This is a genomic window from Kitasatospora sp. NPDC053308 (assembly GCF_055585785.1).
This window is the reverse complement of sequence record NZ_JBVJJY010000013.1, coordinates 161,911-188,323: the sequence shown is the minus strand read 5'-3', so window position 1 is coordinate 188,323 and position 26,413 is coordinate 161,911. Positions and strand designations below refer to the sequence as shown.

The following is a 26,413-nucleotide window of genomic DNA, read 5'->3' as shown; positions in this document are numbered from 1 at the left end:
CTGTGCCCCGCCCGACGGTAATTCCTTGTCTCTTGCTGTCCGGTACTGGGATACTCGGCGATCATTGAAGTTCGCCGTCGACCGATGTGTGTCGGTGGCGGGTTCGGCATGAGTGGTTCGGCCGTGACGGGGTCCGGTCGGTCATCGGGGGAGTGGTTCGGGGTGGCGACCGGTGCCGTGTGGGGGGACTTGGAGGCGTACTGGCCCGCCGAGGAGCTGGTGCGCAACCGGCTGGGGCTGGTCGAGAAGATCGAGCGGTGCTACCGGGAGGCTCATCCCGAGGGGAAGGACCCGTCGACGGGCGATGTGACGTCGTGGCGGGAGAGTCTGTACGAGCTGGCGACCGTCCTGACCGACCTCGGGCGCGGCCAGGTGTGGATGTTCGTCGAGTACCGCGTCGCCCCCGGGATGAGCCCGATCGACGTCGTGCTCGCCGGCGACCACCCGTCGGGCGGGTTGAGCTTCGCCGCGTTCGAACTCAAGCAGTGGGACGTCGTCGAGCGCCCCCGGGCGGACAAGCCCAAGGGTCTGTGCGCGTCGTGCCGGTCCGGGGGCGGGAGCGGGCTGTGTGCCGGGTGCGCGGTCGACCGCGTCTTCGTGCCGGGGTACGACAAGCACAAGAAGCATCCGGCCGTTCAGGTGCGGGACAACATGGTGGCGCTCAGGAAGCACCACAGCATGTTCGACAGCCGCTACGTCAACCTCGCCGGCGCCTCCTACCTGCACAACCTCAAGCGCCCGGACGCGCAGTGGATCGGCAACGTGGCGCCCTGCCCCGGCATCCCGACGTTCACCGCCCGCCGGCCCGCCGACCTGCGGACGTTCCTCGAGGCGAATTTCGCCCCGGCCTCCGGTGCCGAGGCGGCCCAGACCCTCCTGGACCGCCGCCGCTCGGAGACGCTCCTCACCGACGAGATCGGCGCGATCATCGACGGCCACACCCGCTTCAGCCTGGTGGAGAACCAGCTGCGCGCGGTGAACGACGTGATGGACTCCGTCCGTGCCACGTCCGCCCCGGGCACCAAGAAGGTCTACGTGGTGAGCGGCCGGGCGGGCAGCGGCAAGTCGCTGGTGGCGCTGACCCTGCTGGGAGACGCGCTGTCCGAGGGCTACCGGGCCGCCTTCGTCTCCGGGGGGATCGCCTCGCGCGACACCTTCCGCCGCGCGGCACCGGGCCGGCGCAGCGCGTTCACGACGCTGAACAGGGTCGCCGACGACCTGGCGGTGGACGAACTCGACGTCATCCTGTGCGACGAGGCGCACCGGTTGTCGGAGCGCCCGATGCGGGGCTCCTTCCACATGCGTCCCGGTGAGTCGTCGGTCGAGGTGATCGTCTCCCGGGCGCGGGTGCCGGTGTTCTTCATCGACGGTGACCAGCGCCTGTTCGCCGAGGAGGTGTGGTCTCCGCAGGCGCTCGTCGAGGAGATCCAGCGTCTCGGGGCGGAGGTCGTCCCGATCACCCTGGACCGGGTGCTGCGTGCCGTGGGCAGCGCGACGTACGACGCCTGGGTCCAGCCGCTCATGGCCGGCGCTCCGATCGTGTGGAACCCCGACGACGGTCCGGACCCGGAGCCGTTCCAGCTCTACTACGCCGAGAGCGCCGGCGAGATGGAGGGGTTCCTGCGGGAACGGCTGGAGGCGGGTGCCAGTGCCCGGATGAGCGCCGGCATGTGCTGGCCGTGGACCGACTCGAGCGGCACGGTGCCGGAGGTGGCGCCGGAGGCGGGGTGGGCCCGTCCGTGGAACGCCGGTGACGATCACAGGACTCCCGGTGTCCCGAAGCGGAAGTACTGGGCGACGGACCCGGGGGGTTTCGGGCAGATCGGCTGCGTGCACACCGCGCAGGGGCTGGAGTACGAGTGGGGCGGCGTGATCATGGGGCCCGACCTCACGTGGGAGCACGGCGCTTGGGCCGTGCACCGCGAGCACGTGCTCAGCAAGGCCGACCGGATACGGTCCGACGAGGAGCTCGCGCGGGCGATCCGCAACGCCTACGGCGTCCTCATGACGCGTTCCATCCGCGGCACGGTGCTGTACTCGGTCGACCCGGCGACCAGGCGGCTGTTCGCCGATCTCGGTCTCCAGAAGATCTGAACCCCCGATGACCGACGGTGCCCGCCGGGCCGCCCCCGGACGGACCAGGACGGGAGGCGAGAACCGGTTGTCCCCCGCTCTGCCGCTGCCGCCCGGCTGGGCCCTGCGCAGGATCGACGCGATCGCCACGGTCCAGCCTGGCCGGGGCGCCACCCGTGCCCGGGTCCCCGGCACACTCACGCGGCGCCAGCTGAGGTGCTCCAACCTCGGCTGGGGCGTCCTGGACCTCGCGAACGTCTCGACCACGGAACTGACCCGGGAACAGGCCCGCCGATACGACCTGCGCCCCGGCGACGTCCTGCTGGCCGAGGCCTCCGGAAGCGTCGAGCGCATCGGCCGTCCCGTGCTGTGGAACGGCGAGATCGAGGACTGCTCCTTCCACAGCGGTCTCATCCGCGTCCGGCCGGTCCCCGGGACGGACCCCCGCTACCTCTGTCACGCCCTCTCCTACGACGCTTTGCGCGGCGAGTTCGGCCGCCGTGCCAGGGGCGCCACCGGGCTCAAGCACCTGGGCTCCGACGCCGTCCGGGAGTGGCGCGTCCCGGTACCGCCGCCGGCCGAGCAACGGCGCGTCGCCGACGCCCTGGACGAGCTGCTGGGCCGTCTCGACGCCGGCGAGGCGGCCCACGATGCCGCGTATCAGGGGCTTCCCCGCCTGTGGGACAGCGTCCTGAACGCCGTCGTCACCGGACGTCTCACCGACGACGTCACCGCCGACGGCCCGACCGAGGCCCCAGCCACCGGACCGCTGTCACCGATCGGCGAGGTCGCCGAGGTCACCGCGGGGCTGCGCACGCCCGAAGCCGCGGAGACCGGATCCTCGCATCCGTACCTCGGCGTCGCGAACGTCGCGCGCGAGGCCCTGACGCTCGGTGACGTCCGCCGGGTCACCATCCCCGTGCACGCCCGCGACTCCGTGCGCCGCCACCTCGTCGAAGCCGGCGACCTCCTGGTCGTCCGGCAGAACGGCAGCCTCGAGCGCATCGGCCAGGCCGCCCTCTGGCACGGCGAGCCCGCCGGTGCCCTGTACCAGAACCATCTCGTCCGCATCCGGCCCGGCTCGCGGCTCCTTCCGCGGTTCCTCGAGCTCGTCTGGAACGCCCCGGCCACCCGCCGCCGCCTCCAGGACCAGGTCAGGGGCACGACGGGCAGCCTCTCCGTCCGCCTCGAGGACGTCAGGGCCGTCACCGTCCCCGTTCCCGCCCTCCCCGTCCAGGAACGGCTCGTCCGGGCGGCGGAGGTCTGGAGGGAGCACGTGAACGCCACCCGCGCGCTCGTCGCCGACGCCCGACGATCCGCTCCGGAGCTGCGGCTGGCCGTCCTCGCCCACGCGTTGTCCGGCCGGCTCACCGGCCACGGGACCGCCGACGATCCCACCCAGGCCGACGAGCCGACGAGGTGCCCCGAGACCGGCTACGAGCAGCAGGAGTTCGACTTCCGATGAGCAGCGGCCGCCCCACCGACCTGCCCCTGCCGCTTGAGGAGGCGGAACCGCCGAAGGCTCTGGCCGACCGGCTATGGAGCCGGTACGAGCGGCTGCGCGAGGACGGCGTCCCCGGCTGGATGTTCCTCGAGACGATGTCCCACCTCCTCCTGCTCAAGCGGGCCGACCGACCGACGACACCCCGTCCCGGGCGCCCGGCCCACCCGGAACTCGCCGCCGCGTCAGGCGCCTGGACCGCCCTCCGCGCCGCTCCGGACGGCGACCTGCCCGAGGTGTACGAGCGGATCCTGAAAGACCTCGGCAACCGGCCCGACACCGCGCTCGGCCGCGCGCTCGTCGGCGAGCGCGCGGCCGTCACCGACCCGCTCCTGCTCCGGGAGCTGATCGACGACCTGGAGGAGGGCCTCACCCCGGGTCCCGACGGGAGTGAGGAGGAGGGCGATGTCCTGGAGGCCCTGTTCGACCTCGCCGCCCAGGACACCCGCAGAAGCAGCCCGCACCACATCCCGCGCTCCCTCGTCGACACCCTCGTGCGCCTCGCGGGACCGGGCCCGGCGGACGGCATCGCCGATCCCGCGTGCGGAACAGGCGGCTTCCTCGTCGCCGCGCTACGCCACATCCGCGAGCGGCACCCCGGCCCCGTGTTGCCGCCGTCGACCCGACGCCGCCTCGCGGGCAACGAGCCGTCGCCCGCGAGCCGCCTGGCCGGCGCGAACCTGCTCCTGCGGGACACCGGCTGGTACGGCGGCCCGGTCCACGTCACCAGCACCGACCCGTTCGACGCGCGCCGCTTCACCCAGGCCGACGTCGTGCTCAGCAATCCGCCGTTCGGAACGCTGGGCACCCCGCCGGAACGCCCCGACTTCGCCGTCCGGACACGCGACAAGGCCCTCAACCACCTCCAGCACGTCATGTCGGTCCTGGCCCCCGGCGGCCGGGCGGCGGTGATACTGCCGGACGGCGTCCTGTTCGGAAGCGGCCCCGCGGAGGCGGTACGGCGGCTGCTGCTGCGCGACTTCGACCTCCACACGCTCATCAGGCTGCCCACGGGGATCTTCCACAGCGCGCCAGGGGTCCGTACCAACGTCCTCCACTTCACCAAGCCGCAGTCGCCCTCGGGCACACCCGCCACCACACACCTGTGGGTCTACGACCTGCGCACCGGCCACTCGTTCCACCCGACACAGCGCCCGCTGCGAGCGGACGACCTGACCGGCGTCCTCGAAGCCCTGCGCCCCGGCGACCGCGCCTCCCGCACGGAGACCCCGGACGGCCGCTTCGCACGCTTCACCTACGAGGAGCTGATCAACCGTGACGACGCCAACCTCGACCTGATCTGCCCGATCGCCCAGCCGACCCCGCCGAACGACAGCCCGCCCGAGGTGATCGCAGCCGAGATCGCGCAGAACCTGCGGGCGGCGCTCGCCGAGTTCGAGGCCATCACCCGCACGCTCGGCCAGGCGCCACCGGCGTCCCTGCCGTCGGCTTCGGCGGACATCGCTTTGACACCTCAACAGTTGACGTGCGACGTTGGGGCCACTCGAGCGGGGACACATACGAGGTCGGCAAACAAATAGCAAAGCCGCCGCATCGCCCCAGGTCGCGAAGGGTCCTCCCCGCACCCGCGGGGGTCAGCCGATCGTCAGCGGCGAGCTGGCCCACGGCGACGCGTCCTCCCCGCACCCGCGGGGGTCAGCCGACGGCGACCTCGGCGCTGATCCCCACCCGGTCGTCCTCCCCGCACCCGCGGGGGTCAGCCGAAGCTCGCCACCCAGGGGTTCGAGGTGGAGGCGTCCTCCCCGCACCCGCGGGGGTCAGCCGTGGACGGCGAACCGGCGGCCGGCCTGGTAGGCGTCCTCCCCGCACCCGCGGGGGTCAGCCGCTGGTGCTGGCGAGGTAGCCGAGCACCTGCTCGTCCTCCCCGCACCCGCGGGGTCAGCCGGCCGGACGGGGGTGGAACCGGGGGTTGCCCTCGTCCTCCCCGCACCCGCGGGGTCAGCCGCGTGGGACTGCCGGGATCACGGCTGCGGCTGTGTCCTCCCCGCACCCGCGGGGGTCAGCCGATCGAGACTACGTCCCTGGCTGTTGGTCAGCTGTCCTCCCCGCACCCGCGGGGGTCAGCCGCTGTCGACGCAGCTGCTCTGGCACGCCGACTTGTCCTCCCCGCACCCGCGGGGGTCAGCCTCCACCGGTTTCGACCGGACCAGGCTCTGTTCGCGAGAACGAACAGATGTTCACCACTTTGGGAGTCACCTGAGAAGGCGTGGAAATCGAACTCCTCGCTTGCCTGGCGCAGCTGGGGAAGCGGCTTCGAAGCCCGCTGTCTCGGTCTCGCCGGGCGGACCCGCCAGGGCCTCGGCCAGTCCAGGTCCGGCGTCGAACAGCGTGGTGAGCCGGCGCGGTGCCGACCGGCACCGCACCGACGGAGCGTCAGCCGATCAACTTCGCGTAGGCGGCGGCGTCGAGCAGATTGTCGATAGAGGCGTCGTCCGCCAGCTTGATCTTGAACAGCCAGGTGTCATAGGCGTCGGAGTTCACTTCCTCGGGAGTGTCGATGGCGTCGCCGTTGACGGCGACGACCTCGCCGGTCGCCGGGCTGTAGAAGTCGCTGGCGGCCTTGACCGACTCCACGATGCCGATGGCGTCACCGGCCTTGACCTGCTTGCCCACCGCGGGCAGTTCAAGGAACACGATGTCCCCGAGCGTGCTCTGGGCATGATCCGTGATGCCTACCGTCAGCGTTCCGTCGGCTTCGACGCGCACCCACTCGTGCTCGTCGGTGTACTTGAGCTCAGCAGGGACATTCGGCATGGCAGGGTTCCTCCAGGGCGTGGCGTGATCGACCGATGACACAGTGCCATGTCGATGGTGCTCCCGTGATGGATTCCGGGGGATCCCGCGCGAAGTCATGACCACTCGGTGCGCGACTACCTCGCTGAGGCCTTGGCGATGCTCGGACCCGGCGGGCACCGCTTCGCCACCCCCGACGCGCGGGCTGGACTGGAGGCCGAGATCGGCATTTGCTTCCCCGAGGACTACAAAGCGGTCGTCGACGCCTACGCCCCGGTACAGATCAACGGGCACCTGTACCTCTCGTATCCGGCCACCGAGCGCTGGAACCTCGGAAAGGAGATCCGCGAGACCTCCGGGATCTGGCCCGGACTCGACTGGGAACTGGAGGACTGGCTGGAGTCGGAGGAGAATCGAGCGTGCTGCTGAACCTGATCCTCGCCGCCGAGTCCTCCCCGCGCCCGCGGGGGTCGGCCGATCCGCAAGGCCACCGACCCGGAGACCGGTCAGTCCTCCCCGCACCCGGCGGGGTCAGCGGCTCGGCCCACGGTCGCGTGGTCAGCGCATAGTCGACGGCGGGCATATCGACTCCGCGCGAGCAAGCGACGACGGGGATGGGCGATGCGGTCGGACAGGGCCATCCGGTCAGACAGAGCGCAACTGACCGCGAGAACGGCTGTACGGCCGCGCCGTGTGCTCGCGCAGGGTTGCCAGACAGACTCGTGCTGGCAGGCCGCCTGGGCAGGCCACATGCGCAAGTCACCGCCGACGTGGAGGCCGCTGTCGAGGACCGGGTGCAGTCCCAGTACGTTCGCCTCAGCGAGCGGGCGCCGGCCCTGCTGTCCGAACTCTTCCGGGCTGTCGACAGTGCACCGGGTGGTGAGCGGGAACAGGCGGCGCACCTACTGGCCCTGACGGTCCGCTCAGCGAACGCCGTGGCCTACAAGGACGGGTACCTCGCCCTCAGCGTCCGGCTCGTGGAACTGATGCGGTGGGCAGCGACGATCGCAGCCTCGCCGGCGCTCGACGCGGCGGCGGCGTACGTGCGTATGGAGACGTTCTTTGCGACCCGGCATCTTGGCCCTGGGCTGCGGTCACTGCGAGCCGTACTCCACCCCCGGCAGCCTGACGTCGGTGCCGTTCGCAAAAAAGCCGTGCGTGCTGCTCGGATGAATGATCATAATGACCGTACTCGTCCCGGCCTGTGCGGAGGCTGTCGTCCGACGGGGAACGGGAGATCAGGAGACACCCCTTTGACGCGGTTCGTCGTCCGTGTGGCGCCGGTGACGCTGGCGATGACCGGTCTGTTGGCGGGTTGTTCCTCGGCATCGGCCCCGGGGCCTTCGTCTCCGGTCGGTCCTGACCATGGTGCCGCTGCGTCTCCGTCGGCTCCACCAGCTGCGCCCCTGCCGACCTCGTCGGCCGTGCCGTGGAAGGCGCTCGCGCCTCTGTCCCGCGAGCAGCTGGACGCCTCGCTCCTACAGGTTGCCGACCTGCCCCCGGGCAGTACGACCGAGCCCGCCAAGGCCGCGCCCGGCACACCGGCCGACCTGGCCGACCAGGTCCAGCGGTACCCGGCGTGCGGGCCGGTCCTCACCGCGGTTTCCGAGCAACTGCCGAACTCCGCCCGTCGCTGGTACGTCACGGGCGACAACGTGCTCGGCAACCGAACCCTGGCGGACATCGGGACCGTTCCCGACGGTCGGTCCCGGGAACGCTTCGACGCGCTGGAGCACGCCGTGTACAGCGGCGGCTGCACCGGCTTCCGGGCGGACGGCGGGCCGCAGCTGCGGGTCGAGGCGGTTCCCGTCGAGGGGTTGGAGGTTCCGGCCGTGGGCTTCCGCGTCGTCGCACCGACCGGCGCGGTGGCGTCCCCGGGCGGGTTCACGCGTGTCTACCTCTACGCGGCCGTCGGCGACAACCGCGTCCTTCTCCTCACCGCCGACGACACCGCTCACACTCCTGCCCTGCGCAGAGACCTGGTGACCGCCCAGGTCCACCGCCTCGCGACCGCCTCCGGCTGATCCGGACCGGGGCGACGAGAAGGGGTACAACCGAGGGGCCCGCCGACCTCGCCCTACTCCGGGACGCCGAGGAATGGGAAGCCCATGGGGCCACACGACGGCTGGCGGTACCCAGTCCCGTCACTGCGTTACTTGCTGGGGACCGGGGCAAACGGGGGTCCGCTGTGCCTGGCAAGCCCCCCAGCGGCGCTCTGAGCGGCACCTGACGGTCCGGGACGGAAGGGTCCACTCGGCAGAGTGAGCGGTAATGGATGAGCACGGAAAGGGCCGTCAGGGCCCGAGTCCGGCGGCAGCCGGACTTCCGTGATCGGCGCAGTGAGGGCAGCCCGACGGCACGTCCAGGAAACGACGAAGACCGACCCGGGTGGCGGAAGCGAAACGGACCGCAAGTCCCTCCGCCGGAGGCGGCCGCTTCCTGTCTTCGAGTGCCCAGTCCGACGTCGTGGTCATGTCGGTCCCGCTGCTTACTCTGGCTGCTCATGGGCTACGACGTGCACATCACGCGGCGTGAGAACTGGTGGGACGAAGCGGGCCGAGACATCGAGGCGGCGGAATGGGAAGCGGTGGTGGCCGCTGATCCCGACCTCAGGGTGGCTCCGATGTGGTGGAGCGCAGGTCGGATCGTGTCCAAGGCCCCGAGCGATGCGGTGATCGCGACGATGGGAGAGGTGGCGAAAGTCCTGGAGGCAAGGGTTCAGGGGGACGACGGCGAGTACTACGCCGCCTGTTGAACGCGGGCTCCGAACGGACGCAGGGGCCGCCTCGTCCGCCGCGCTGCCGTTTCGACCTCGGGTTCCCCTGAGGAGCAGTGGGCTGCCGGCGATGTCCAGGCCGTGCCGCTAGCCAAGGATGCGTCGAGTCCGCCCAGGCCCGCCGGCACGCGAGCGCGCGGCGACGACCTGCCCATCCGCTGGCGGCGGAGCCCTGCTTCCGCCAGCAGCGCTCGACACTCCGCTGCGACGCTCCTGGCCGTCGGCGGGCTCCCCGTTGTCAGCCTCGGTTCGCCGTCGGCACCGACGCATAGGATGCGGTTCAGACTCTTTGACACCTCAACAGTTGCCGTGCGACGTTGGGGCCAATCGAGCGCGGGCACATACGAGCTTGGCAAAGAAATACCAAAGCCGCCGCATCGCCCCAGGTCGCGGAGGGTCCTCCCCGCACCCGCGGGGGTCAGCCGGTATCGTCACTCCGCTGACGATACGGCCGCCTGTCCTCCCCGCACCCGCGGGGGTCAGCCGGACTGGATCGAGCTGTCCGTCAGCTACGAGGCGTCCTCCCCGCACCCGCGGGGGTCAGCCGCACCGCGTCCTGCACCAGCCGGCATCCCTCGAGTCCTCCCCGCACCCGCGGGGGTCAGCCGACCTACTACTCCCTGGGGACGCGCCACCTTGAGTCCTCCCCGCACCCGCGGGGGTCAGCCGGTCTTCATACGGCGGTTCCTGCCGCCCTTGTTGGTCCTCCCCGCGCCCGCGGGGGCCAGCCGATCGCCACGCACATGATGGTGTCGCCCGAATAGCCCTTCCCGCACCCGCGCTCGTCCACCGCAAAGCACACGGCCGCCTGATGTACCCGCTCAATAATCCGTGACTGGGCCCGTGAGAGTCTCAATGAGGGGTGAACACGCATCACGCTTCCATGTGAGACTCACCAGCTCGTCCGGAGGCCGCACCCCACCCGACACCGCAGACACGAACACCTCGAGATGGAACGTTGAACGACTGGCCGAAGCGTTCATCACGATCGCCACTGCTCTTCAGTCCGCAGGCAAGTAGAGCGCGGGCCGCGGTCTGCGACCCTGTGCGTTCACCCGCTCGGTGGGCATGCGCCCGGCAATCGTGGGGACAGCCCACCTCCATCGCGGCAACCTCGACCAGGGCCTGGAAGCGATCAGCCGGCCCGCTACCGAACGACGCGGATTTCCGGCAGCGGCAACCGTTATCTCGGGTGCCAAGGGGCCGTCGGGCATGTAAGGCAAGTGGGCCTGATCGGTCCGTGCCTTACAGATATCCGGGGGTTCGTCAGGCACGTACGGCACGTCAGCGGGGAAAGTGCTCGGCGGCCTGGGCAAGGTCTGTCGCGAAGTCTGGGTTCTCCCGGCTCCAGCTCGGAGCGCGGCCTCCCAGTCGGCCCGGGTCCGCCGGAGCGCCTGGTGGAGGCGTTCGGCCGGTACCTCAAAGCTCGCAGGCTGAGAAGGGCCACACCCCTGGCGTGGGCTTTTCGCCGGGCGAAGTCTGTCGGCGGCGGTCCGTAGGGTGCGTGCGTGAACATTGATGATCTTTCTTGGCAGGCGAGCCACCAGGGTGGTATCTACCCGCAGCTGGCGCGGACCCTCATCGACCTGGGGCAGCTGGAGCTGCTGATTCGGGTGGCGCGGGAGCGCGGCGACTGGAACGGCACGGAGGCGGCAGCCCGGGGGCTGTGCGCGGCCGGAGATGCCGACCGGGCGGTAAGCCTGGTGGCTCCGTTCAGGGAGATCGGATGGCGGGAGGCCGAGTGGTTCACCGCGGAAATCATGATCGGTCGGGGCGATGGCGACGAAGCGCTCGCGATGGTGCGCCCGGACGCGGCCGGGCTCGGTGACGGCCACGTGTGCGCCCGCTACGCCGGGCTGGCGGCGAAGGCAGGGCGGGCCGGCGAGGCGATCGACGTGCTCACACCCCATCTCGGGGAGTACTGGCTCCGCTCCCGCCTGGTCGAGGTGACCGAGGGTCAGGGGTGTGACGACCAGGTGCTCCAGGTGCTCACCCAGGAAGCGGAGCACATGGAGCGCAAGGACAGCGCGGGGTGTGGGCGGTGCGGTCAGGAGTGCCAGGGGTCCCGGACGGACCGGTGGCACGTGCTGCTCCTGATCTCCCAGGTGCTGGAACGGGCCGGGCGGGCGGAGGAGGCCGTCGAGGTCCTACGCACCGAGATGGCCTCGGGTCGGCGCCATTCCCTCAACTTCCCCGAGTACTACGCGGAGCTCCTTGCCCGGCAGGGGCTGATCGAGGAACTGAGGGCCCTCGCCGCGGTGGAGCACCGCGCCGCCTTCGACGTGTACGCGAAGGCGCTGGAGGACACGGGGCGGGTCTGCGAGGCGGAGGCCCTGCTGCGCGAGGCGATCGGGGCCCACGACGACCCGAACGACCGTGCGGCGCTGATGCACCTCCTGGTGCGCCAGGGCAGGATCGACGAGGCGGTGGAGGTTGGGCGGCCGACCTACGACTACTACGACTGCTGGAACTTCGTGTATTGGGCGCTGGAGTTGCTCGTCAGCGACGGCCGGCCCGGCCGGGCTCTCGAACTCCTGGGCGGGCTCACCGGTGCGTGGGCCGAGGGGCACCCGGACCAGGTCCTCGGCCTGCGACTGTGGCTCCTGGGCGAGGCGGGCCGATGTGCGGAGGGCATCGCGGAGGCCACCGCCCTCAACGAGAAGGAGCCGGGCGAGTGGGACCTCAGCCTGGCACGCCTGTTGGAGTGGGACGGCCGGCTGGAGGAGGCCCTGGCCCTGCTTCGCTCGTCCACTCAGCACCTGGCCACCTATGACCTGGTCGACATGCTGGTCAAGCACGGCCGCCCGGCCGAGGCTCTCGCCTGCATCCCCACGATCGCCGAGAAGCGCGCGGCCCACGAGCAGCGGGAGCGGGAGTCGGCGGCACGACGGCCGCAGGACGATCCCTGGGCCGTGCCGGACTGGTTCACCTCGGAGCCTCCGTCGTAGGAAATGGGGCCATGTGCCTTACGTGCCTGACAACTCCCCATGCCCGCTTACCTGCTGAGCCGGTCCCGCAACCCCAGATGACGCAGGCCACTCCCCCGCCACCTCGACGAGTACGCGCCGAGCCAGCTCGAGGGCTTCGCCCCAACCCGGATCAGCCGCCAGAGACTCCCTGCTCCACCGATCCGAGTTCTCCCGGCCCCTCATCCCAGCGAAGACCGCATCGATCGCCCGCAGCGCAGAAAGCACCTCGCGGCTGACCTCCCCGTCCTCGGCCGGGCTCTCGGCCATGCGGAAGGCGTGGTCGAAGTCCAGGGCGATCTCGTCCGTCGGAACCCCGTGCTCGTCCACCCACGACAGCTGCGCCGACGGATCAGCCGCCACCACGGTCAGCGACTCGACAAGCAATCGCGCTCGACGTGCAGGATCAGGAATCCCCATCCGGCGATCGTCGCACGCTCCGGCGCCAGATGGATACCGACTTCCTCGCGCTACGGCCGATCGCGCTCATCTACCGAAACCGGTTGAACAGAGCCGGGCTTTTCGCGGCCCGCCAATCACGTCGGGTGTCTCGCCCGGGCGCGAGTCCGGACGACGTCGGGCCGAGCACGTGATCGGGACGCCCACGCGGGCTCGCAGGGCGTGACGGATTGCGTCGCCCGGCCACCACGACGGACCGGGCACCGGAGTCCACCGCCGGTGCCCGTCCACCCCGGTCGCGTCGACCGCCCAAAAGATGGCGTCTCCGGATCACCTGCGGGCCGGCCGGTCCCGGGCAGGCCTCAGGCGGGACAAAGGGACCGGGTGGGACCCGGCCCGGCGGGCTGTCGTGGGCTCGAAGCCGTCCGGGCTGCGAGGACGGCCGCCCGGACGCGGGCGGCTCCGGCAACCGCCAGGGCCACCGTGCCCATCGAGCCGTCCGGCCTGGCACGTTGCCCGCTGAGACCCGAACAGGCGGCGCAGATACCGGGCTGCGGCACGGGGTCGTGGCACTGGACGCACTCGGCGTAGCGGGGCCGGGGTTGGCCGGAGGGCCGGTGCGGGTCCGGAGTGGGCGGCAGTTTGTGCTGGAGACGGTGGCGGAGCACGCCGGCCGGTGAGTGCACGGGTGTGGGCAGGCCGGGCAGGAGTGCCTGGGCCAGGTCGGCCGTGGTGGCGCCGCGCTGGAGCCATCGGCTGACGAGCGGGGCCAGTTCCGCCGCCTCGGCCTCGCCGAGGCGCAGGCGCGGTTCGGGGCGGATCACCCGGAACAGGGTCGCGACGGCCTCGCGGGTCTGTTCGTCGGGCGGTGCGGGGGCTTTCCGGTCGCTGTCGAGGTGTTCTTCCCGCCGGTCGGGCGGAGCAGGCCGGTCAGGCCCGTCGGCCGGTTCGGTGGGGTGGGAGGGTTCTTGGCACCGGTTCTTTGAAGGGGCGCCTGTGGCGCCGGTCGCCGGTGGACCGGGCGCCGGACGGGGGACACCCGGTGCGGCCGGTCCGAGCTGCGGGGTGTCGTAGACGTGGGCCTCCGAGCGGACGGTGCCGTCGGGCATGCGGACGACGTCGACCCGGTAGTACCCGGCCTGGGTCAGCTCCTTGAGGGCCCTTCGGACCGCCCCGCGTCCCTGGGGGCTGGTGTCCGCCGTGTGCCGTCCGTCCTCGCGCCGGCCGTCGGGGCGGGAGAGGAGGTCGGCGAGGAGGCCGCGGGCGGTGTAGCTCAGCCGCCGGTCCTGCAGCAGGGCGTTGGGCAGCACGGTGAAGTTGCGCGCGTGGGCGCTACGATGGTTCCGCATCGGGAGTGTGTGCTCCTGGTGCCGGACCCCGGAGCGTTGGCGCGCTGCCGGGGTCGACTGTTTTCGGTTGGGTTACGGAACGTACCACGTCGCTCACCGGGGCAGGGGGTCTTCGCCGAAACGGGCGGGGTCGCAACTCCTCTCCAGAGAAGGTGCGTTCGAGCGTCGGCCGGTCAGTTTCCGTCCGTAGAGAAAGGATCCGATAAAATTCGGTGTCAAATGATCTCGGACCTCGGGGGGACACCAGGTCCGGAACCAAGGGGGAAGAGAACGTGGCAGATCCTGACGCTGCATTGGAATTCAAGGTCAATCCGGCCGAGCTGGACGGCTGCGGGCAGAGCGCCCAGCACATCGGGGGTCTGATACCGGGCGAGACGTCGAAGCTCTCGGAGCCGTGCAACCAGGCCGCCGGCACCCTGCGGGGCTGGCTCACGGCCGCCGCGGTGCGCGACTGCGGCACCAACTGGAAGACGCTGCTGGACAAGCTCGCCGGTGACATGGGCGACGTCGGCACCAAGCTCGCCACGACCGCCGCCTACTACCGCCAGGTCGAGAAGGACATCCACGCGAACCTGCGGAACCCGGCCGCACCGGTCCCGAACGAGCCGGACCCCTTCGGCACGGTGGTCGTCCCGGGCCCGGTGAAGCCCGCCGGCGCGAAGGCCGCGGAGTAGCCCCGTGGACATCAAGACCCTCTATGACGCGAACATCAACAACATCACCATCGCGAAGAACGCCTTCGACGCGCTCTACTCGGCCTTCGGCCGGCACATCGAGTCCTGGCAGCACGAGGTCGCCGACCGGCTCACCAACTCCCACTGGACCGGCACCGCGTCCAACCACGCCCAGGCCCGGATCCAGTTCCTCGGCACCGAACTCCAGTCCGCGCACAGCGAGCTCGACTTCGTCGGCAAGGCGCTCGCGAAGGCGGCCGAGCAGTTCGCGCTGGCCCAGTCCCACCTGGTGTCCGCCCTGGACGACGCCAAGGCCGCGAAGCTCAACGTGGCCCCCGACGGCACCATCACCTGGGACAAGGAGCCCACGTCCGCGAACTACGCGGGCGCCGGCGCCGAGACGACGGCCATCGCCATCAGCAACCGCATCACCGCCGCGCTCAACGAGGCCGCCCACGCCGACCAGGAGATCAGCGCCCGGCTGAACCACTTCGCGACCAACGCGAGCAACGGCACCGGCCTCGACGCCGCCACCGTGGCCAAGGACCAGGCCGCCGAGAACGCCCGCGAACAGATCCCGCCCGCCGGCACCGACCCGGCGAGCGTCAAGAAGTGGTGGGACGGCCTCACCGACACCGAGCGGCAGAAGTTCATCCAGGACGACCCCGCCCAGGTCGGCAACCTCGACGGCGTCCCGGCCGCCGCCCGCGACCAGGCCAACCGGATCAATCTCACCCGCACCCGGGCCGACCTCCAGAAGCAGCTCAGCGACCTCGACAAGTCCGAGCCGCTGTCGGTCACGGGCACCCCGTACGGGGCCACTGAGAGCCCGGACCACATCGTCTGGAAGGCCGAACGCGACGCGCTGCAGGGCAAGCTGAAGGGCCTCCAGGCCATCCAGGACCGCCTCGACAAGCCGGTCACCGACCAGGACCCGCGCCCCTACCTGCTCGGCCTCGACGCCGCTGCGCCGGGCGGCCGCGCGATCCTCGCCCTGAACGACCCGGACACCGCCGACCACGTGGCCACCTTCGTCCCCGGCACCGAGTCCAAGCTCGCCGGCGTCGGCGGCACCATGGACAAGGCGAAGGAGATGTACCGCAGCGCCGTCGACGCGAGCCCCGGCAGCAAGGTCTCCACGATCGCCTACGTGAACTACACGGCACCGCAGTCGGCCAAGCCCAGTTTCCCGCAACCGATCCCGGACGCGGCCTACGAGGGGTACGCCAAGGACGCCGAGCAGAACCTCTACAGCTTCCAGTCCGGTCTGCGGGCCACCCACCAGGGGTCCCCGTCCCACAACACGATCATCGGACACAGCTACGGCAGCACCGTCGTCGGCTACGCCATGCGCGACAAGGGGCTCCCCGTCGACACCGTGGTCTTCGCCGGAAGCCCCGGCGTCGGCGTCGACAGAGCGGCCGACCTCAACACCGACCTCGCGAAGGGGACGAAGATGGACCCGTCCCACGTCTACGCGGTGCTCGGCGGCGACGACTCGATCACGGACTGGACGCCCGACCCCCTCTCCGCCGACAACTACAACCCCGCCAGCGACGACTACCACCTCCGATTCGGACGCGACCCGATGAACCCCGCCTTCGGCGCCCAGCACCTGCCGTCCCAGAACACCGACCACGACCACTACTGGAACAAGGGCACACCGTCCTGGAAGGCCTTCGGCCAGGTCATCGCGGGAAGGCCGGTCTCATGAGCCGCCCCGCGCAGGTGATGCAGCAGAACGGAGGGAGCGTCGGCCGCGGCCGGCCCGCACGGCGCGTCGCCGTCCTGGGCCTGCTGACCGGGGGCGTCCTCGCCCTGGCCGCCTGCGGGAGCGACGCCCCGTCCATGAACCTCGGACAGGCCGAGGAGAAGGTCAGGGCCTACGCGTCCGCCGCGCTCGAGGCGCTCCCGGACAAGGCCACCGTGAAGATCCCCGATCCGCTGGTCGACAAGGACGAATGCGAGTCCGGGCCGGCCGACTCGCCCACCCGGTACATGCCGTACGTCTCCTACAAACTGCGCGGGATCCCCGGACCGAAGGTCCCGGGCGTCTTCGACGCGGTGAAGCAGCGGCTGAAGCAGGACGGCTTCTCCGTCGAACGACGTGACGACAAACGGCTGGACCTGTCCAACGACGCGAACAAGTTCACCGCCTCGGTCGTGGTCGGTGACCCCGAAACCGCGCCGGACACCCTGGACCTGACCGTCCTCGCCCCCTGCGTCCCACGCGCCAGCAGCCCCGGCGCCCCCGCCCACGGCTGACCGCGCACCCGCCCGGCACGGTGGAGACCGCCCGCGCGGTGCGCGGCGCCGGACCACCGTCCCCGGCGGTGGAGCCCTGCTTCCGCCGCCGACGCCCGACACTCCTGGCCACCGGCGTGCCCCGCGCTGTCGGCGTCGGGCCGCCGTCGGCACCGGCACATAGCGTGCGGCTCAGGCTCTTTGACACCTCAACAGTTCACGTGCGACGTTGGGCCAATCAAGCGGGGGCGCATTCGAGCTTGGCAAAGAAGTAGCAAACCCGCCCCATCGCCCCAGGTCGCGAAGGGTCCTCCCCGCACTCGCGGGGGTCAGCCGCCGCCCACGTCATCAACCAACTCCTCGACGACGTCCTCCCCGCACTCGCGGGGGTCAGCCAGCCTCTGCTGTCGTCAACGGCGTCAAGGACATCGTCCTCCCCGCACTCGCGGGGGTCAGCCATATCGGAGATCAACTCTCCCAGACCCTCTCCCGTCCTCCCCGCACTCGCGGGGGTCAGCCGTGCGAGGGGTGCGCTGGGTAGCACGTCACGCAGTCCTCCCCGCACTCGCGGGGGTCAGCCATCAGCTTCGGTCACCGGCTCATCGTAGGTCGCAGTCCTCCCCGCACTCGCGGGGGTCAGCCGGACGTCGTCCACGGCCGGACCCGCCGCTGGGGCGTCCTCCCCGCACTCGCGGGGGTCAGCCGTCCAGGGCCAGCCCGAAACTGCCGCGGAACCCGTCCTCCCCGCACTCGCGGGGGTCAGCCGGCAGCCACGCCGAGGCCGGCCAGTGCGGCCTTGTCCTCCCCGCACTCGCGGGGGTCAGCCGTTGTTGTTGGTCGTCTGCATCCAGGTGAGCCAGTCCTCCCCGCACCCGCGGGGGTCAGCCGCCGCCCACGAGTGCTGGCGGGCCGGGCACGTCGTCCTCCCAGCACCCGCGGGGGTCAGCCGAGCGTGGCGGCCGCGCAGGCGGCCCCGGCCGGGTCCTCCCCGCACCCGCGGGGGTCAGCCGTTCGTCCGGGCGTTGCGGCGAACGTCGACCAGGTCCTCCCCGCACCCGCGGGGGTCAGCCGCCGGGTTCTCCGCCCGCGCCGGAGATGTGGCGGTCCTCCCCGCACCCGCGGGGGTCAGCCGATCGAGAGCTACGGCCAGTGGGTCCTGGTCGAGTCCTCCCCGCACCCGCAGGGGTCGGCCCGGGCGCGGCTGCTGCCGCTGCGGGCGGGGGACGTCCTCCCCGCACCTGCAGGGGTCAGCCGCAGTCCCGATCCAGAAGAAGCCGACGGGTGCGGATCTTCTGGGAGGGAAGGGCTGAGCTGGGAGAACGCTGATCGGGGCTGTGCGTGGGGCTGTTCGTCTCTACCGTGGAAGCGGGAGAGAGGTGACGGACAGGCTCGCTGTTCGAGGAGCTGGCCACCCGCGAGGCGACTGCCCGGGTGCGGGTCAAGGAGCTGGCAGCCGAACTCGCCGTCGTGTCCGGGAGGTCGGAAGAGTCCAGGTTGGCTCTGGAGCGGTTGCGGATCACGCGGAAGACTGGACTTCGTCCACGTCGCCGAGTACGTCTGGGACGCCGCCCACGCCTTCCACGGCGCCGAAGCCTGGGCCGCCGACCACCTGACCGCGATCCTCGCAGGCCACGCCGCCCGTACCGCCGGCGAGAGGACCGCCCAGGCCTACCGGGAAGGACCGCTGTCCGCCCGGCGCGAGGCCGTCGATGCCTGCCACCGTTACCTGACCGGCCATCTCAAACAGCTCCGCTACGACACCGCCCTCGTCAACGGCCGGCCGATCGCGACGGGCGCGGTCGAAGCTGCCTGCCGCCATCTGATCGCCGACCGCCTCGACATCACCAGTGCCCGCTGGGGCCTGCCCGGGGCCGAAGCCGTCCTCCGGCTCCGCACCCTGGTTGCCAACGGCGCTCTCGCCTCCTACTGGGGCTTCCACACCGCCCCGGGAGCACGAGCGCCTCTACCCCACCCCCGACCAGCAGAGCTTCGAACTCACCGCTTGATCACGGGCCCGGTTGCGGACAGACTGCGACCCATGAGGTTCACAGGAATACCCGCCGACGCACCTGCCGGCGTCGAGGCGGACCTCTCCATGCACCGGCAGGCTCATCAGTGAGTGCCAGCCTGCCCCACTTCCGCTACCACTCCGACCCCGTCGCAAGCGGGTCCGTCGGCGAGAGCGCCGAGACCTGCGCCTGCTGCAACCGCAGCACAGGGTGGATCTACACCGCGACCTTCTACAGCACCCACGACGTCAGCGGGAGATTCTGCCCCTGGTGCATCGCCGACGGCAGCGCCGCCGAACGATTCGAAGGCGAATTCACCGACGCGTACGGCCTCGACGGCGTCAGCGCGGAGACCCTGGAGCAGGTCACACGCCGCACTCCCGGCTTCCACGCCTGGCAGGATCCGCACTGGCTTGTCCACTGCAACGACGCCGCGGCATTCATCGGCGAGGTCGGATACACCGAACTGGCGGCACACCCCGAGGCACTCGACCAGCTCCGATGCGACCTGCGCATGAGCGGATGGCACGACGCGTCCGAGCTCGAGAACTTCCTGACCCACCTCGGGCGGGGGGCCAGCGCCATGCTCTTCCGCTGCACCGTTTGCGGCACCCACCTCGCCTACGCCGACGCTTCGTAGCCATGGCCCAGCTCAGCGCGCGCCTTTCCCTTCAAAAGATCTACACCCGAAGCCGACCTCGGGCCCCACGCTGGGGTTGAGGATCGTGGAGGTGCTGGGGGTGCGGGCGGCCAGCAGCATCGCGGTGACGTCGCACCCAGGCTCGGCCCCCGCGCGCGGGTCTCGGTGTCGGTGACGAACGGCAGGCGCTTGCCGGTGAAGCGGGCCCGCGCCCGCAGCAGGTTCACCTCGGCCTCGGCGCCGCTCCCCTCGTCGCACGGCTGGGTCCTCGTGGACGAGCCGCCTCCGTCACGGTCGACGCTCCGGGACGAGAGGTTCGGGCACGCGAAATCGGCTGTCTTCGAATCGGTGTCTAATCCATGATCACGAGACGGAGGCCGTTCTGTCGCCTCAGCCTTTCAATGACCAGGAGCCTGTATGTGGGTCGAGCTCGACATCCCGGAATTTCCCGACGAGGAGCCTCCGGGCGGGATCGCTTGTCGGCAGAAGCCTTGGAACGGTGTGCTCGTACGGGTGGACCGGATTCCCGGCAAGGCCGGGGACACGGTCACCTTCAACGTCACCGTCTGCACCGACATCGCGGGGCAGACACCGGCCGTGGCGATACAGGACATCGTGAGCGTCACCGCTGACACCACCACGGTCGATTACACCATCCCGTGGAACGGCGTCCTGGACGCCGTAGACGAAGGTTCCATCACGGTCTTCTACAGCCTGACGCCCGCCGACGGCAGCAAGCCGACGAGCTCCGAGGACGCCATGGTCCGGTACTCCCGTCGGCAGCCGGGCCGCGCCATCTGCGGTCCGGGCATCTGAACGGTCACCCGTCGGCAGGCTGGTGGACGGCTCGCCAGACCGTTGCATCCCGCAGTTCGGCGAGGTCGGCGGCGCCGCCCCGGCCGGTCCCGCGATGGGCGGAGGTGTCGTCGGCGGGGCTCACCAGCCACCGGGTCACCGGCGTCGTGAAGGCGGCAAAAGCGAAGCTGGATCCGGTGAGGAAGTCGCGGCGGTTCACCGAACTCCAGAACGAAGCGGCGACGCGCACGGCGTCGGCGGGTCTCGCGGGAATCCCACCCCACCGCGGCGTCTGGTGTCTCGGCGTCCGCCATACCGATCTCCGCCAAGTGCACGGGTCGGCCGAGCCGTTCGCCGATCGCCTGGGCCAGCAGCCTGGGCACCGGCCACTCGGGGACCATGCCCCGACGGCACCAGTTCGCGATCGAGGTGTGCGTATATGTAGTAGTCAGCCCGGCTTCTCGGGCCAGCTGGTTCACGCGGAAAGCCAGCGATTTGTGGCTGGCTCCCTCACTTTTCGATCATCCGGGCCAGCGCGTCGTTCGGCGGCTTGGCCCGGCGGGTGGTCGACGCCACAGCGTTCCCCTCAATCGGTCCCCGGGTGGGCACGGGGAGTCGTACTCGACTGGGCAATCGGGGACCCGGGGTGCGGGCCATCTGCCCCGGCCGAGGCCCGGCCGGGGCGTTGACCGCCGTTCCGCCGTCCAGCCGGTCGAGCTGGAATCCCGCGTCGGCGAACTGCCCCGGAGGACGGCTGACCCCCGCAGGTGCGGGGAAGGAGCAGGACGCTGTCGAGAGCCTGACGGAACCACATAGCCTCGGCCGCAATTCGCCCAGCGCCGCGCCGGAGGCCAGCTCGCATAGCGCATTCACAAGCGGCACACCAGGATCCCGCCGAGACATTCGATCTTGAATGAGCCCCTACTCGCGATCGTGCTGCCAGCAACTGCGGCCGCTCGGCTTACGGTCTCATGGAAGGGAACCCCGCATTCGTCGGCCCACGCTTCATAGGAGGCGAGGTGGGCTACGACCGGCGCGGGGTCGGTGATCTCGATCGTTCCGGGTAGTTCCCTCACCCGAATGTCTCCGAATGCCGCGCCGAGGTAGCCGCGGGCCTTCTCCAAGGAGAAGCGGGAGCTGAGGGAGACCCGCGCCGGCCCCTCGGCAATGCCGAGGACGTCGCCGGCCGCCTCGGCCCAGAGCTGGTCCAGCTCCCGCTTGTCGGTTTCGCTGTTGGTCGAGGCGATGAGCATGCCGCCAGGCCGGAGGACGCGGGCCAGTTCCTTGATCGCGGCCTCGATGTCGCTGACGTGGTACAGCATGTGCAGGGCCAGCACAGCGTCGGCGCTGTTGTCGGCGAAGGGCAGGGACTGGGTGTCGGCCACCAGGACCGGCTTCTCGACCTCAGCGAGGATTCCCGCCGAGATGTCCACCCCGATGACCCGAAGGTCTGGGCGGTCCCTGTGGAGACGGCTGACGAACTTACCGTTGCCGCAGCCGATGTCGAGGACGGTCCCCCTCGTGCCGACCAGCTCTTCGACAACGATTCCGGGCAGGTCGTACTGCGGCTGCTGCCACTGGTAGATGGACTGGCGGGCGGCCAGATGGCGTCCGTCCGCGTAGGCGCTGTTCGCGAGGATCGACTTGTCGGCGACTGCGGCGTCCTGTTGTGCGGTGTTTCTCGTCACTGGGGCAGCTCCGGAGAGTTCGTGAACGCGGGTCGAGAGCAGGCTTCTCTGACATTCTCACGGAGACTCAGGACGACCGGAGAGCCTGCGTAGGCGGGCTCGCCGAGACGAGCGCCCAGCGCCCGAAGGCGGCTGGAGATGCTCGCTGTTCGTCGGCCCGGAGCGGCCTCCAGCACCATCGAGAGCTTCTCCCGCACGCCGTCGAGGTCACCGTGGGCGAGATGGGCGTTGGCGAGGTCGAGGCGGGCGGCCAGCAGGTCCCCGGAGGACTGTTCCCGCTGCGGTCCGGACTCGTACATGGCGATGGCCCGGGAGGACGCCTCGATGGCACGGTTCACATGCGACCGGGCGGCCAGAGCGAGAAGGGCAGTGCCGGCATAGGCCCACTGCTTGGCCTCGGGAAACGTGAACACCCCAGGAAGATCCACGGCGGCTACGGCGCTCCGCGCCGCCTCGGCGGCTTCCACGGCCCGTAGCGCGCTCACGCTGTCGCCGAGCGCGGCAGTGGCCCGCGCTTCCAGGCTGAGCAGCCGAGCTGCGATCGTCCCACCGTCCGCGTACGGCAGTCCGGCTCTCGCCAGCTCGGCGGCCCGGTGGTGGTCCTGCTGCCAGTAGGCGATCAGGGACTGGACGGATCGGATCCAGGCCCGAAGACCGTCGTGCCCGGCTGACTCCGCGCAGCGCCAGGCCGTTCGCGAATGCGTCGCCGCAGCTGCGTAGTGGCCGAGGTCGAGGGCGCTATGAGTGGCCAGGCCGCAGAGGCGCCCGGCCTGCAGGTAGAGGTGGCGTGTTTGATAAGGGTGTTGGCGGCCTCGGAGCAAGTCGAACACTCCACGCCGGAGGGTTCCGATGTCGTAGAAGAGCTCGGACACCGGCATGCTCACGTAGTCCCGTGCCAGCCTCGCGATGTCCGCGTCGATCTGCTCGAGCAGCATGTCGTCCACGTTGGACACGCTCGCGAAGCGGAGGAAGAACGCGGACTCGGCCGAGTCGGCTGCCACGGCCGCTTCGAGATCGTTGCCGTGGTCGGTGCGTCGACCGGGCACCGGTGGCGAGGTGTAGCCGACACCGCTGGTCAGTGTGACTGCTTCGGCGCCCACCGAGGGCACTGTCAGCAATTCGGCCAGCTGCTCGACCGAGAGTCCCAGCACACGGGCAAGCTTCGGCCGCATCCAGGGCTGCGGGGCACCCCTGCCGCTCTCCCACCGTCCTACGGTCGTGCGGTCCACGGCGAGGGCTTCAGCCAAGGATTCCTGCGTATGGCCGACCGCCTTCCTGCGCTGGATCAGCCGGGACCTGCTGGATTCCATCCCGTGTCCTCCAGAGGTACGTCGGTTCGCCTGCGGCTACAACAGTCCAGGTCATGCCTGGCCCTGCAGCACGAACGCCTCATTGCCGCATCAATTCTGCTCTGGTTCAACGCCGTTGGAAGCGGTTCCGTAGATATCCGCCGGGTGAATCCCGGCGCGAATCTGCCCGCTGCCGACCTCGTCCCGGTGAAAGGTCCGCGATCATGTCCGTCGCCACCCGGCAGGCCACTGTCCCCGCCCCGTTCAGCTTTCGCGTGCTGCCCAGTGCCAAGGCCGTACCGAACGCGCGGCGGCGGGTGATACGGATCGTGCGCGGTTGGGGCCTGCCGCTGGCGAAGAGCGCGCTCCGCGACGTCGAGTTGCTGTCCAGCGAGCTGATCACCAACGCCGTGTCCCACACCCGCGCCCCGTGCGTCGTGTGCGTGTCCTGGGACGGTCACCGGCTGCGCGTCGAGGTGACGGACGTCGGCCACGACCTGCCGACCGCCGGCGGGATCGATCTCGACGCCACCGGCGGGCGAGGGCTGCACTTGGTGGCTGCGCTCGCGACGAACTGGGGCGCCGAGCCGGACCCCGCCGGAAAACGCATCTGGTTTGAGATCGGCACCACCGCCGCTGTCTCGGGCGACGAACGACTCACCGCGCTGGTGAAGGCCGCTGCCCCGAACGCACGGCGCATCGTGCCGCCCGGCGCCTGACACGACTTCCTCCCGTCCCAACGAGGGCTGGGGGATCCGGGTGGCCGCGCGGACCAGCAGCCACGCGGCACAGCACCCGAGGTTCCCTGTCGGCGGCTTGCCCTGGCAACGGATCCATCGCTGCACCCACGACGGGGCCGGGCAGTCGGCCCACCCCATGAAACCGAAGGAGTGCTTCATGACCGAGAACCTGACGACCGGCACCGAGCCGGAGGACGACGGCCTGCTGGTCGCCCGTACGAAGGTCGCCGCGGCCCGCTCGCGTGGCGAGCAGCCGTCGGACGGCGGCTCCACCGGCCGAACCGACACCAACGACTGACGGCTGTATCACGATGACCGCCGAGCACTTCTCGGTGGTTGAGCGTCTGGGCGGGGATGACTTCCTCGCCCAGACGCTCGGCCGCAGCTTCAAGGTCGCACGCGGTGAAGCCGCGTCGCTCGCCGGGCTGATGAGCTGGGATGACCTCAACGCCATCCTGACCCACCACCGGTTCGAACCCCCACGCTTCCGCCTCGCCGCCAAGGGAGAACAGGTGCCCGCGCACACCTACTCCCGGCCGATCACCACCCGACGCAGCACCGTGTGGCACCAGCTCCAACCCTCCGAGATGCACCAGCGGCTCGCCGAGGGTGCCACGCTGGTGCTGGACGCCGTCGACGAACTCGACCCCGGCATCGGTGCTCTGGCCGGCCAGCTGGAGCGCTGGCTGCGTACCGGCGTGCAGGTCAACCTGTACGCCTCCTGGACCGACACCGAGGGCTTCGGCGTCCACTGGGACGATCACGACGTGGTCGTCGTCCAGCTCGATGGTGCGAAGCGCTGGCGCATCCACGGCCCGACCCGCACGGTGCCGATGCATCGCGACGTCGAGACGCCCGAGCCGCCGCCCGAGGAGCCGGTCGCCGATCTGGTCCTCACCGCCGGCGATGTGCTCTATCTGCCTCGGGGCTGGTGGCACGCCGTGGCTGCCTCTGAGGGCCAACACTCGCTGCACGTCACGTGCGGGCTGCAGAGCACGACCGGCGCCGATCTCATCACCTGGCTGTCGGAGATGCTGCGCGTCCACGAGGCCGTTCGAGCGGACATTCCGCGCTTCGGGGCCGCCGAGGAGCAGCGTGCCTTCCTCTACACGATCGGCAAGCTCCTCGCGGCCGAGCTCGAAAGTGACGACCTGCTCGCCCGCTTCTCCGCTGCTCGCGACGCCACCGAGCGAGCCCGGCTCGCGACGTCGCTGCCCCACATCACGGCGGCCCCGCCGGATGCCGACCTGCACGTACGTCTGCTCACCACGCGGCCCGCGCTCACGGTCGTGTCCGACGGCACGGTCCGGCTGACCGCAGGCGGCGAGGAGTGGACGTTTGCCGCCAAGGCCGAGCCGATGCTCGCGCTCCTCGCCGACGGGGAACCTCACCGGTTGGCCGATCTCGCACAGGCCGCAGGCGTCACCCTCGGGCAGGCGGCCGGTGTCGTGACGGAGCTGGTCGACGGCCAAGCCGCCGCGATCGGAAGCCCACGATGACCGCCCGACTGGGCCTCGGCACCTATCGTTGCCCCGATGTGGCCGAGGCCTCGTTGATGGCCGCCTCCCGTGGTGCGGACTGGGTGGACACCGCGCCCAACTACGCGGGCGGCCGGGCGGAGGCGTCACTTGCGGTGGTTCTGGCTGCCTACCCCGAGCTGTGCGTCTCCACGAAGGTGGGCTTCGTCCCGACCGGCGCCGGGCACATCGGTGTGCGGGCCGGTGCCCTTTCCACGGCGGACGCCGAACGCGGGCACTGCCTCGCCCCCGACTACATCGCCTGGCAGCTCGCGCGGAGCAGGCTCATGCTCGGCCGGGTGCCCGACCTGGTGTTCGTACACAACCCCGAGCACGCCTGCCCGGGCGGCGAGATCACCGGCAGGCTCTACAACGCCTTCCTGGCTCTCGAGGAGGCGTGCAGCCAACAGATCATCAGCGCCTATGGAGTGGCGACCTGGTGCGGCTTCAGTAGCGGCCTGTTCGACGTACCCACGCTGCTCGAACTCGCGACCAAGGCGGGCGGGCCGAATCACCACCTGGGTGCCGTCCAGCTCCCGGTCTCCCTCGTCCGCCTCTCGCCCGTCGCCCAGGCCCTCGACGGACACGGCCCGTTGGCCGATGCCCTGGCGGCGGGACTGGAGGTATTCGCCTCCGCTCCGCTCCACGGCGGCGAGGTCCCCGGTCTGGTGACCCCCGAACTGTCCGAGCTGATCACCCCTGGCAGGACCCCTGCCGATGCCGCCCTCGCCGTCGTGGCGTCAATCCCAGGGGTGAAGCGCGTGCTCCTGTCGACGGGACACCCGGAACACTGGACACGGGCCGCCGAAGCCGTCGGCCGATCGCCGTTGTCTCCGGACGTACTTCGAAGGGTCGTTGATGTACTCGGAACCTGAGCCGGACACCGCCAGGCGGATGCGCGGGATGCACGCAGCGGCAACGACGGCTCTCGGCGCGGCGCCGATCGGCTCGCGCGAAGCATGGGGTTGGCGTGGGCGTACGCTCAGCCGCCCGGTCGCC

22 protein-coding genes, 1 pseudogene and 1 CRISPR repeat array are annotated in these 26,413 nt (G+C 70.7%); of the genes and pseudogenes, 17 read left to right on the top strand and 6 right to left on the bottom strand.

All coding sequences use genetic code 11. The features are described from left to right. The first annotated feature begins 162 nt into the window (after nt 1-162). From ACZ6Y7_RS26460 to ACZ6Y7_RS26450, 3 genes are read left to right on the top strand one after another with little or no spacing between them, the layout of a single operon-like run. A complete protein-coding gene (locus ACZ6Y7_RS26460) occupies nt 163-2,094 on the top strand; it encodes a DNA/RNA helicase domain-containing protein (RefSeq protein WP_465760423.1) in 1,932 nt (643 codons plus the stop codon). 7 nt (nt 2,095-2,101) lie between these two features. Next, nucleotides 2,102-3,538, top strand: a complete 1,437-nt coding sequence (locus ACZ6Y7_RS26455; RefSeq protein WP_465760422.1) for a restriction endonuclease subunit S — start codon at nt 2,102-2,104, stop codon at nt 3,536-3,538. Then, nucleotides 3,535-5,115: an N-6 DNA methylase gene (locus ACZ6Y7_RS26450; RefSeq protein ID WP_465760421.1), complete on the top strand. Its 1,581-nt coding sequence runs from the start codon at nt 3,535-3,537 to the stop codon at nt 5,113-5,115. The genes ACZ6Y7_RS26455 and ACZ6Y7_RS26450 overlap by 4 nt, the downstream gene beginning before the upstream one ends. Nucleotides 5,116-5,968: 853 nt before the next feature. Here ACZ6Y7_RS26450 and gcvH read toward each other — a convergent pair. Then, nucleotides 5,969-6,349 carry a glycine cleavage system protein GcvH gene (gene gcvH / locus ACZ6Y7_RS26445; RefSeq protein WP_465760420.1) on the bottom strand — a complete coding sequence of 127 codons (381 nt, stop codon included), beginning with the start codon at nt 6,347-6,349 and terminating at the stop codon, nt 5,969-5,971. Nucleotides 6,350-6,481: 132 nt separating this feature from the next. Here gcvH and ACZ6Y7_RS26440 point away from each other — a divergent pair, with 132 nt between their 5' ends. The 4 genes from ACZ6Y7_RS26440 to ACZ6Y7_RS26425 all read left to right on the top strand — a co-directional run bounded on the left by ACZ6Y7_RS26440 (nt 6,482) and on the right by ACZ6Y7_RS26425 (nt 12,052). Further along, nucleotides 6,482-6,757 (top strand): hypothetical protein, encoded by a 276-nt coding sequence (locus ACZ6Y7_RS26440; RefSeq protein WP_465760419.1) that lies wholly within the window; start codon nt 6,482-6,484, stop codon nt 6,755-6,757. A 995-nt stretch (nt 6,758-7,752) separates the two neighbouring features. Beyond that, on the top strand, nt 7,753-8,352 hold the full coding sequence (locus tag ACZ6Y7_RS26435; RefSeq protein ID WP_465760418.1) for a hypothetical protein: 600 nt from the start codon (nt 7,753-7,755) through the stop codon (nt 8,350-8,352). 479 nt (nt 8,353-8,831) lie between these two features. After that, complete coding sequence (locus ACZ6Y7_RS26430; protein WP_465760417.1) at nt 8,832-9,083, top strand: hypothetical protein; 252 nt, start codon at nt 8,832-8,834, stop codon at nt 9,081-9,083. A gap of 417 nt (nt 9,084-9,500) precedes the next feature. Beyond that, nucleotides 9,501-9,835: direct repeats of the CRISPR family, unit length 29 nt; unit sequence GTCCTCCCCGCACCCGCGGGGGTCAGCCG. Between the two features lie 777 nt (nt 9,836-10,612). Further along, the gene (locus ACZ6Y7_RS26425) at nt 10,613-12,052 is read left to right on the top strand and encodes a tetratricopeptide repeat protein (RefSeq protein ID WP_465760416.1); all 1,440 of its coding nucleotides are present in this window, start codon (nt 10,613-10,615) and stop codon (nt 12,050-12,052) included. 18 nt (nt 12,053-12,070) lie between these two features. Here the strand turns inward: ACZ6Y7_RS26425 and ACZ6Y7_RS26420 are convergent, their stop codons facing one another. Further along, nucleotides 12,071-12,490: a hypothetical protein gene (locus ACZ6Y7_RS26420; RefSeq protein WP_465760415.1), complete on the bottom strand. Its 420-nt coding sequence runs from the start codon at nt 12,488-12,490 to the stop codon at nt 12,071-12,073. A 341-nt stretch (nt 12,491-12,831) separates the two neighbouring features. Continuing rightward, nucleotides 12,832-13,818 carry a hypothetical protein gene (locus ACZ6Y7_RS26415; protein WP_465760414.1) on the bottom strand — a complete coding sequence of 329 codons (987 nt, stop codon included), beginning with the start codon at nt 13,816-13,818 and terminating at the stop codon, nt 12,832-12,834. Between the two features lie 272 nt (nt 13,819-14,090). Between ACZ6Y7_RS26415 and ACZ6Y7_RS26410 the strand changes: the two genes are divergently transcribed. From ACZ6Y7_RS26410 to ACZ6Y7_RS26385, 6 genes and pseudogenes are all read left to right on the top strand, one after another. Further along, on the top strand, nt 14,091-14,492 hold the full coding sequence (locus ACZ6Y7_RS26410; protein ID WP_465760413.1) for a WXG100 family type VII secretion target: 402 nt from the start codon (nt 14,091-14,093) through the stop codon (nt 14,490-14,492). A gap of 4 nt (nt 14,493-14,496) precedes the next feature. Then, a complete protein-coding gene (locus tag ACZ6Y7_RS26405) occupies nt 14,497-16,206 on the top strand; it encodes an alpha/beta hydrolase (RefSeq protein WP_465760412.1) in 1,710 nt (569 codons plus the stop codon). Next, nucleotides 16,203-16,757 carry a hypothetical protein gene (locus tag ACZ6Y7_RS26400; RefSeq protein WP_465760411.1) on the top strand — a complete coding sequence of 185 codons (555 nt, stop codon included), beginning with the start codon at nt 16,203-16,205 and terminating at the stop codon, nt 16,755-16,757. The genes ACZ6Y7_RS26405 and ACZ6Y7_RS26400 overlap by 4 nt, the downstream gene beginning before the upstream one ends. A gap of 1,507 nt (nt 16,758-18,264) precedes the next feature. Continuing rightward, nucleotides 18,265-18,742 (top strand): annotated as a pseudogene (locus ACZ6Y7_RS26395) (ISKra4 family transposase); the annotation flags it as partial. Nucleotides 18,743-18,851: 109 nt separating this feature from the next. Next, entirely contained in the window at nt 18,852-19,385 is a 534-nt protein-coding gene (locus ACZ6Y7_RS26390; RefSeq protein ID WP_465760410.1) for a CbrC family protein, read from the top strand. A 417-nt stretch (nt 19,386-19,802) separates the two neighbouring features. Next, complete coding sequence (locus tag ACZ6Y7_RS26385; RefSeq protein ID WP_465760409.1) at nt 19,803-20,201, top strand: hypothetical protein; 399 nt, start codon at nt 19,803-19,805, stop codon at nt 20,199-20,201. 4 nt (nt 20,202-20,205) lie between these two features. Here the strand turns inward: ACZ6Y7_RS26385 and ACZ6Y7_RS26380 are convergent, their stop codons facing one another. The 3 genes from ACZ6Y7_RS26380 to ACZ6Y7_RS26370 all read right to left on the bottom strand — a co-directional run bounded on the left by ACZ6Y7_RS26380 (nt 20,206) and on the right by ACZ6Y7_RS26370 (nt 23,178). Beyond that, nucleotides 20,206-20,430 carry a hypothetical protein gene (locus tag ACZ6Y7_RS26380; protein ID WP_465760408.1) on the bottom strand — a complete coding sequence of 75 codons (225 nt, stop codon included), beginning with the start codon at nt 20,428-20,430 and terminating at the stop codon, nt 20,206-20,208. A gap of 619 nt (nt 20,431-21,049) precedes the next feature. After that, nucleotides 21,050-21,868: a class I SAM-dependent methyltransferase gene (locus ACZ6Y7_RS26375; protein WP_465760407.1), complete on the bottom strand. Its 819-nt coding sequence runs from the start codon at nt 21,866-21,868 to the stop codon at nt 21,050-21,052. Beyond that, nucleotides 21,865-23,178, bottom strand: a complete 1,314-nt coding sequence (locus ACZ6Y7_RS26370) for a helix-turn-helix transcriptional regulator (RefSeq protein WP_465760406.1) — start codon at nt 23,176-23,178, stop codon at nt 21,865-21,867. Before ACZ6Y7_RS26370 ends, ACZ6Y7_RS26375 begins: the two co-directional genes overlap by 4 nt. Before the next feature lie 203 nt (nt 23,179-23,381). Here ACZ6Y7_RS26370 and ACZ6Y7_RS26365 point away from each other — a divergent pair, with 203 nt between their 5' ends. The 4 genes from ACZ6Y7_RS26365 to ACZ6Y7_RS26350 all read left to right on the top strand — a co-directional run bounded on the left by ACZ6Y7_RS26365 (nt 23,382) and on the right by ACZ6Y7_RS26350 (nt 26,289). Beyond that, nucleotides 23,382-23,876, top strand: a complete 495-nt coding sequence (locus tag ACZ6Y7_RS26365) for an ATP-binding protein (RefSeq protein WP_465760405.1) — start codon at nt 23,382-23,384, stop codon at nt 23,874-23,876. 178 nt (nt 23,877-24,054) lie between these two features. Beyond that, nucleotides 24,055-24,195, top strand: coding sequence for a hypothetical protein (locus tag ACZ6Y7_RS26360; protein WP_465760404.1), 141 nt, complete (start codon nt 24,055-24,057; stop codon nt 24,193-24,195). A gap of 13 nt (nt 24,196-24,208) precedes the next feature. Continuing rightward, nucleotides 24,209-25,396: a cupin domain-containing protein gene (locus tag ACZ6Y7_RS26355; protein ID WP_465760403.1), complete on the top strand. Its 1,188-nt coding sequence runs from the start codon at nt 24,209-24,211 to the stop codon at nt 25,394-25,396. Further along, nucleotides 25,393-26,289, top strand: a complete 897-nt coding sequence (locus ACZ6Y7_RS26350) for an aldo/keto reductase (RefSeq protein WP_465760402.1) — start codon at nt 25,393-25,395, stop codon at nt 26,287-26,289. Before ACZ6Y7_RS26355 ends, ACZ6Y7_RS26350 begins: the two co-directional genes overlap by 4 nt. Nucleotides 26,290-26,413: the final 124 nt, after the last annotated feature.

Coding starts and splice junctions, on each gene's coding strand:
- ACZ6Y7_RS26420 (WP_465760415.1), bottom strand. CDS start 12,490: ATGGGGATTCCTGATCCTGCACGTCGAGCGCGATTGCTTGTCGAGTCG.
- ACZ6Y7_RS26365 (WP_465760405.1), top strand. CDS start 23,382: ATGTCCGTCGCCACCCGGCAGGCCACTGTCCCCGCCCCGTTCAGCTTT.
- ACZ6Y7_RS26370 (WP_465760406.1), bottom strand. CDS start 23,178: ATGGAATCCAGCAGGTCCCGGCTGATCCAGCGCAGGAAGGCGGTCGGC.
- ACZ6Y7_RS26385 (WP_465760409.1), top strand. CDS start 19,803: ATGTGGGTCGAGCTCGACATCCCGGAATTTCCCGACGAGGAGCCTCCG.
- ACZ6Y7_RS26350 (WP_465760402.1), top strand. CDS start 25,393: ATGACCGCCCGACTGGGCCTCGGCACCTATCGTTGCCCCGATGTGGCC.
- ACZ6Y7_RS26355 (WP_465760403.1), top strand. CDS start 24,209: ATGACCGCCGAGCACTTCTCGGTGGTTGAGCGTCTGGGCGGGGATGAC.
- ACZ6Y7_RS26455 (WP_465760422.1), top strand. CDS start 2,102: ATGACCGACGGTGCCCGCCGGGCCGCCCCCGGACGGACCAGGACGGGA.
- ACZ6Y7_RS26400 (WP_465760411.1), top strand. CDS start 16,203: ATGAGCCGCCCCGCGCAGGTGATGCAGCAGAACGGAGGGAGCGTCGGC.
- ACZ6Y7_RS26450 (WP_465760421.1), top strand. CDS start 3,535: ATGAGCAGCGGCCGCCCCACCGACCTGCCCCTGCCGCTTGAGGAGGCG.
- gcvH (WP_465760420.1), bottom strand. CDS start 6,349: ATGCCGAATGTCCCTGCTGAGCTCAAGTACACCGACGAGCACGAGTGG.
- ACZ6Y7_RS26415 (WP_465760414.1), bottom strand. CDS start 13,818: ATGCGGAACCATCGTAGCGCCCACGCGCGCAACTTCACCGTGCTGCCC.
- ACZ6Y7_RS26430 (WP_465760417.1), top strand. CDS start 8,832: ATGGGCTACGACGTGCACATCACGCGGCGTGAGAACTGGTGGGACGAA.
- ACZ6Y7_RS26360 (WP_465760404.1), top strand. CDS start 24,055: ATGACCGAGAACCTGACGACCGGCACCGAGCCGGAGGACGACGGCCTG.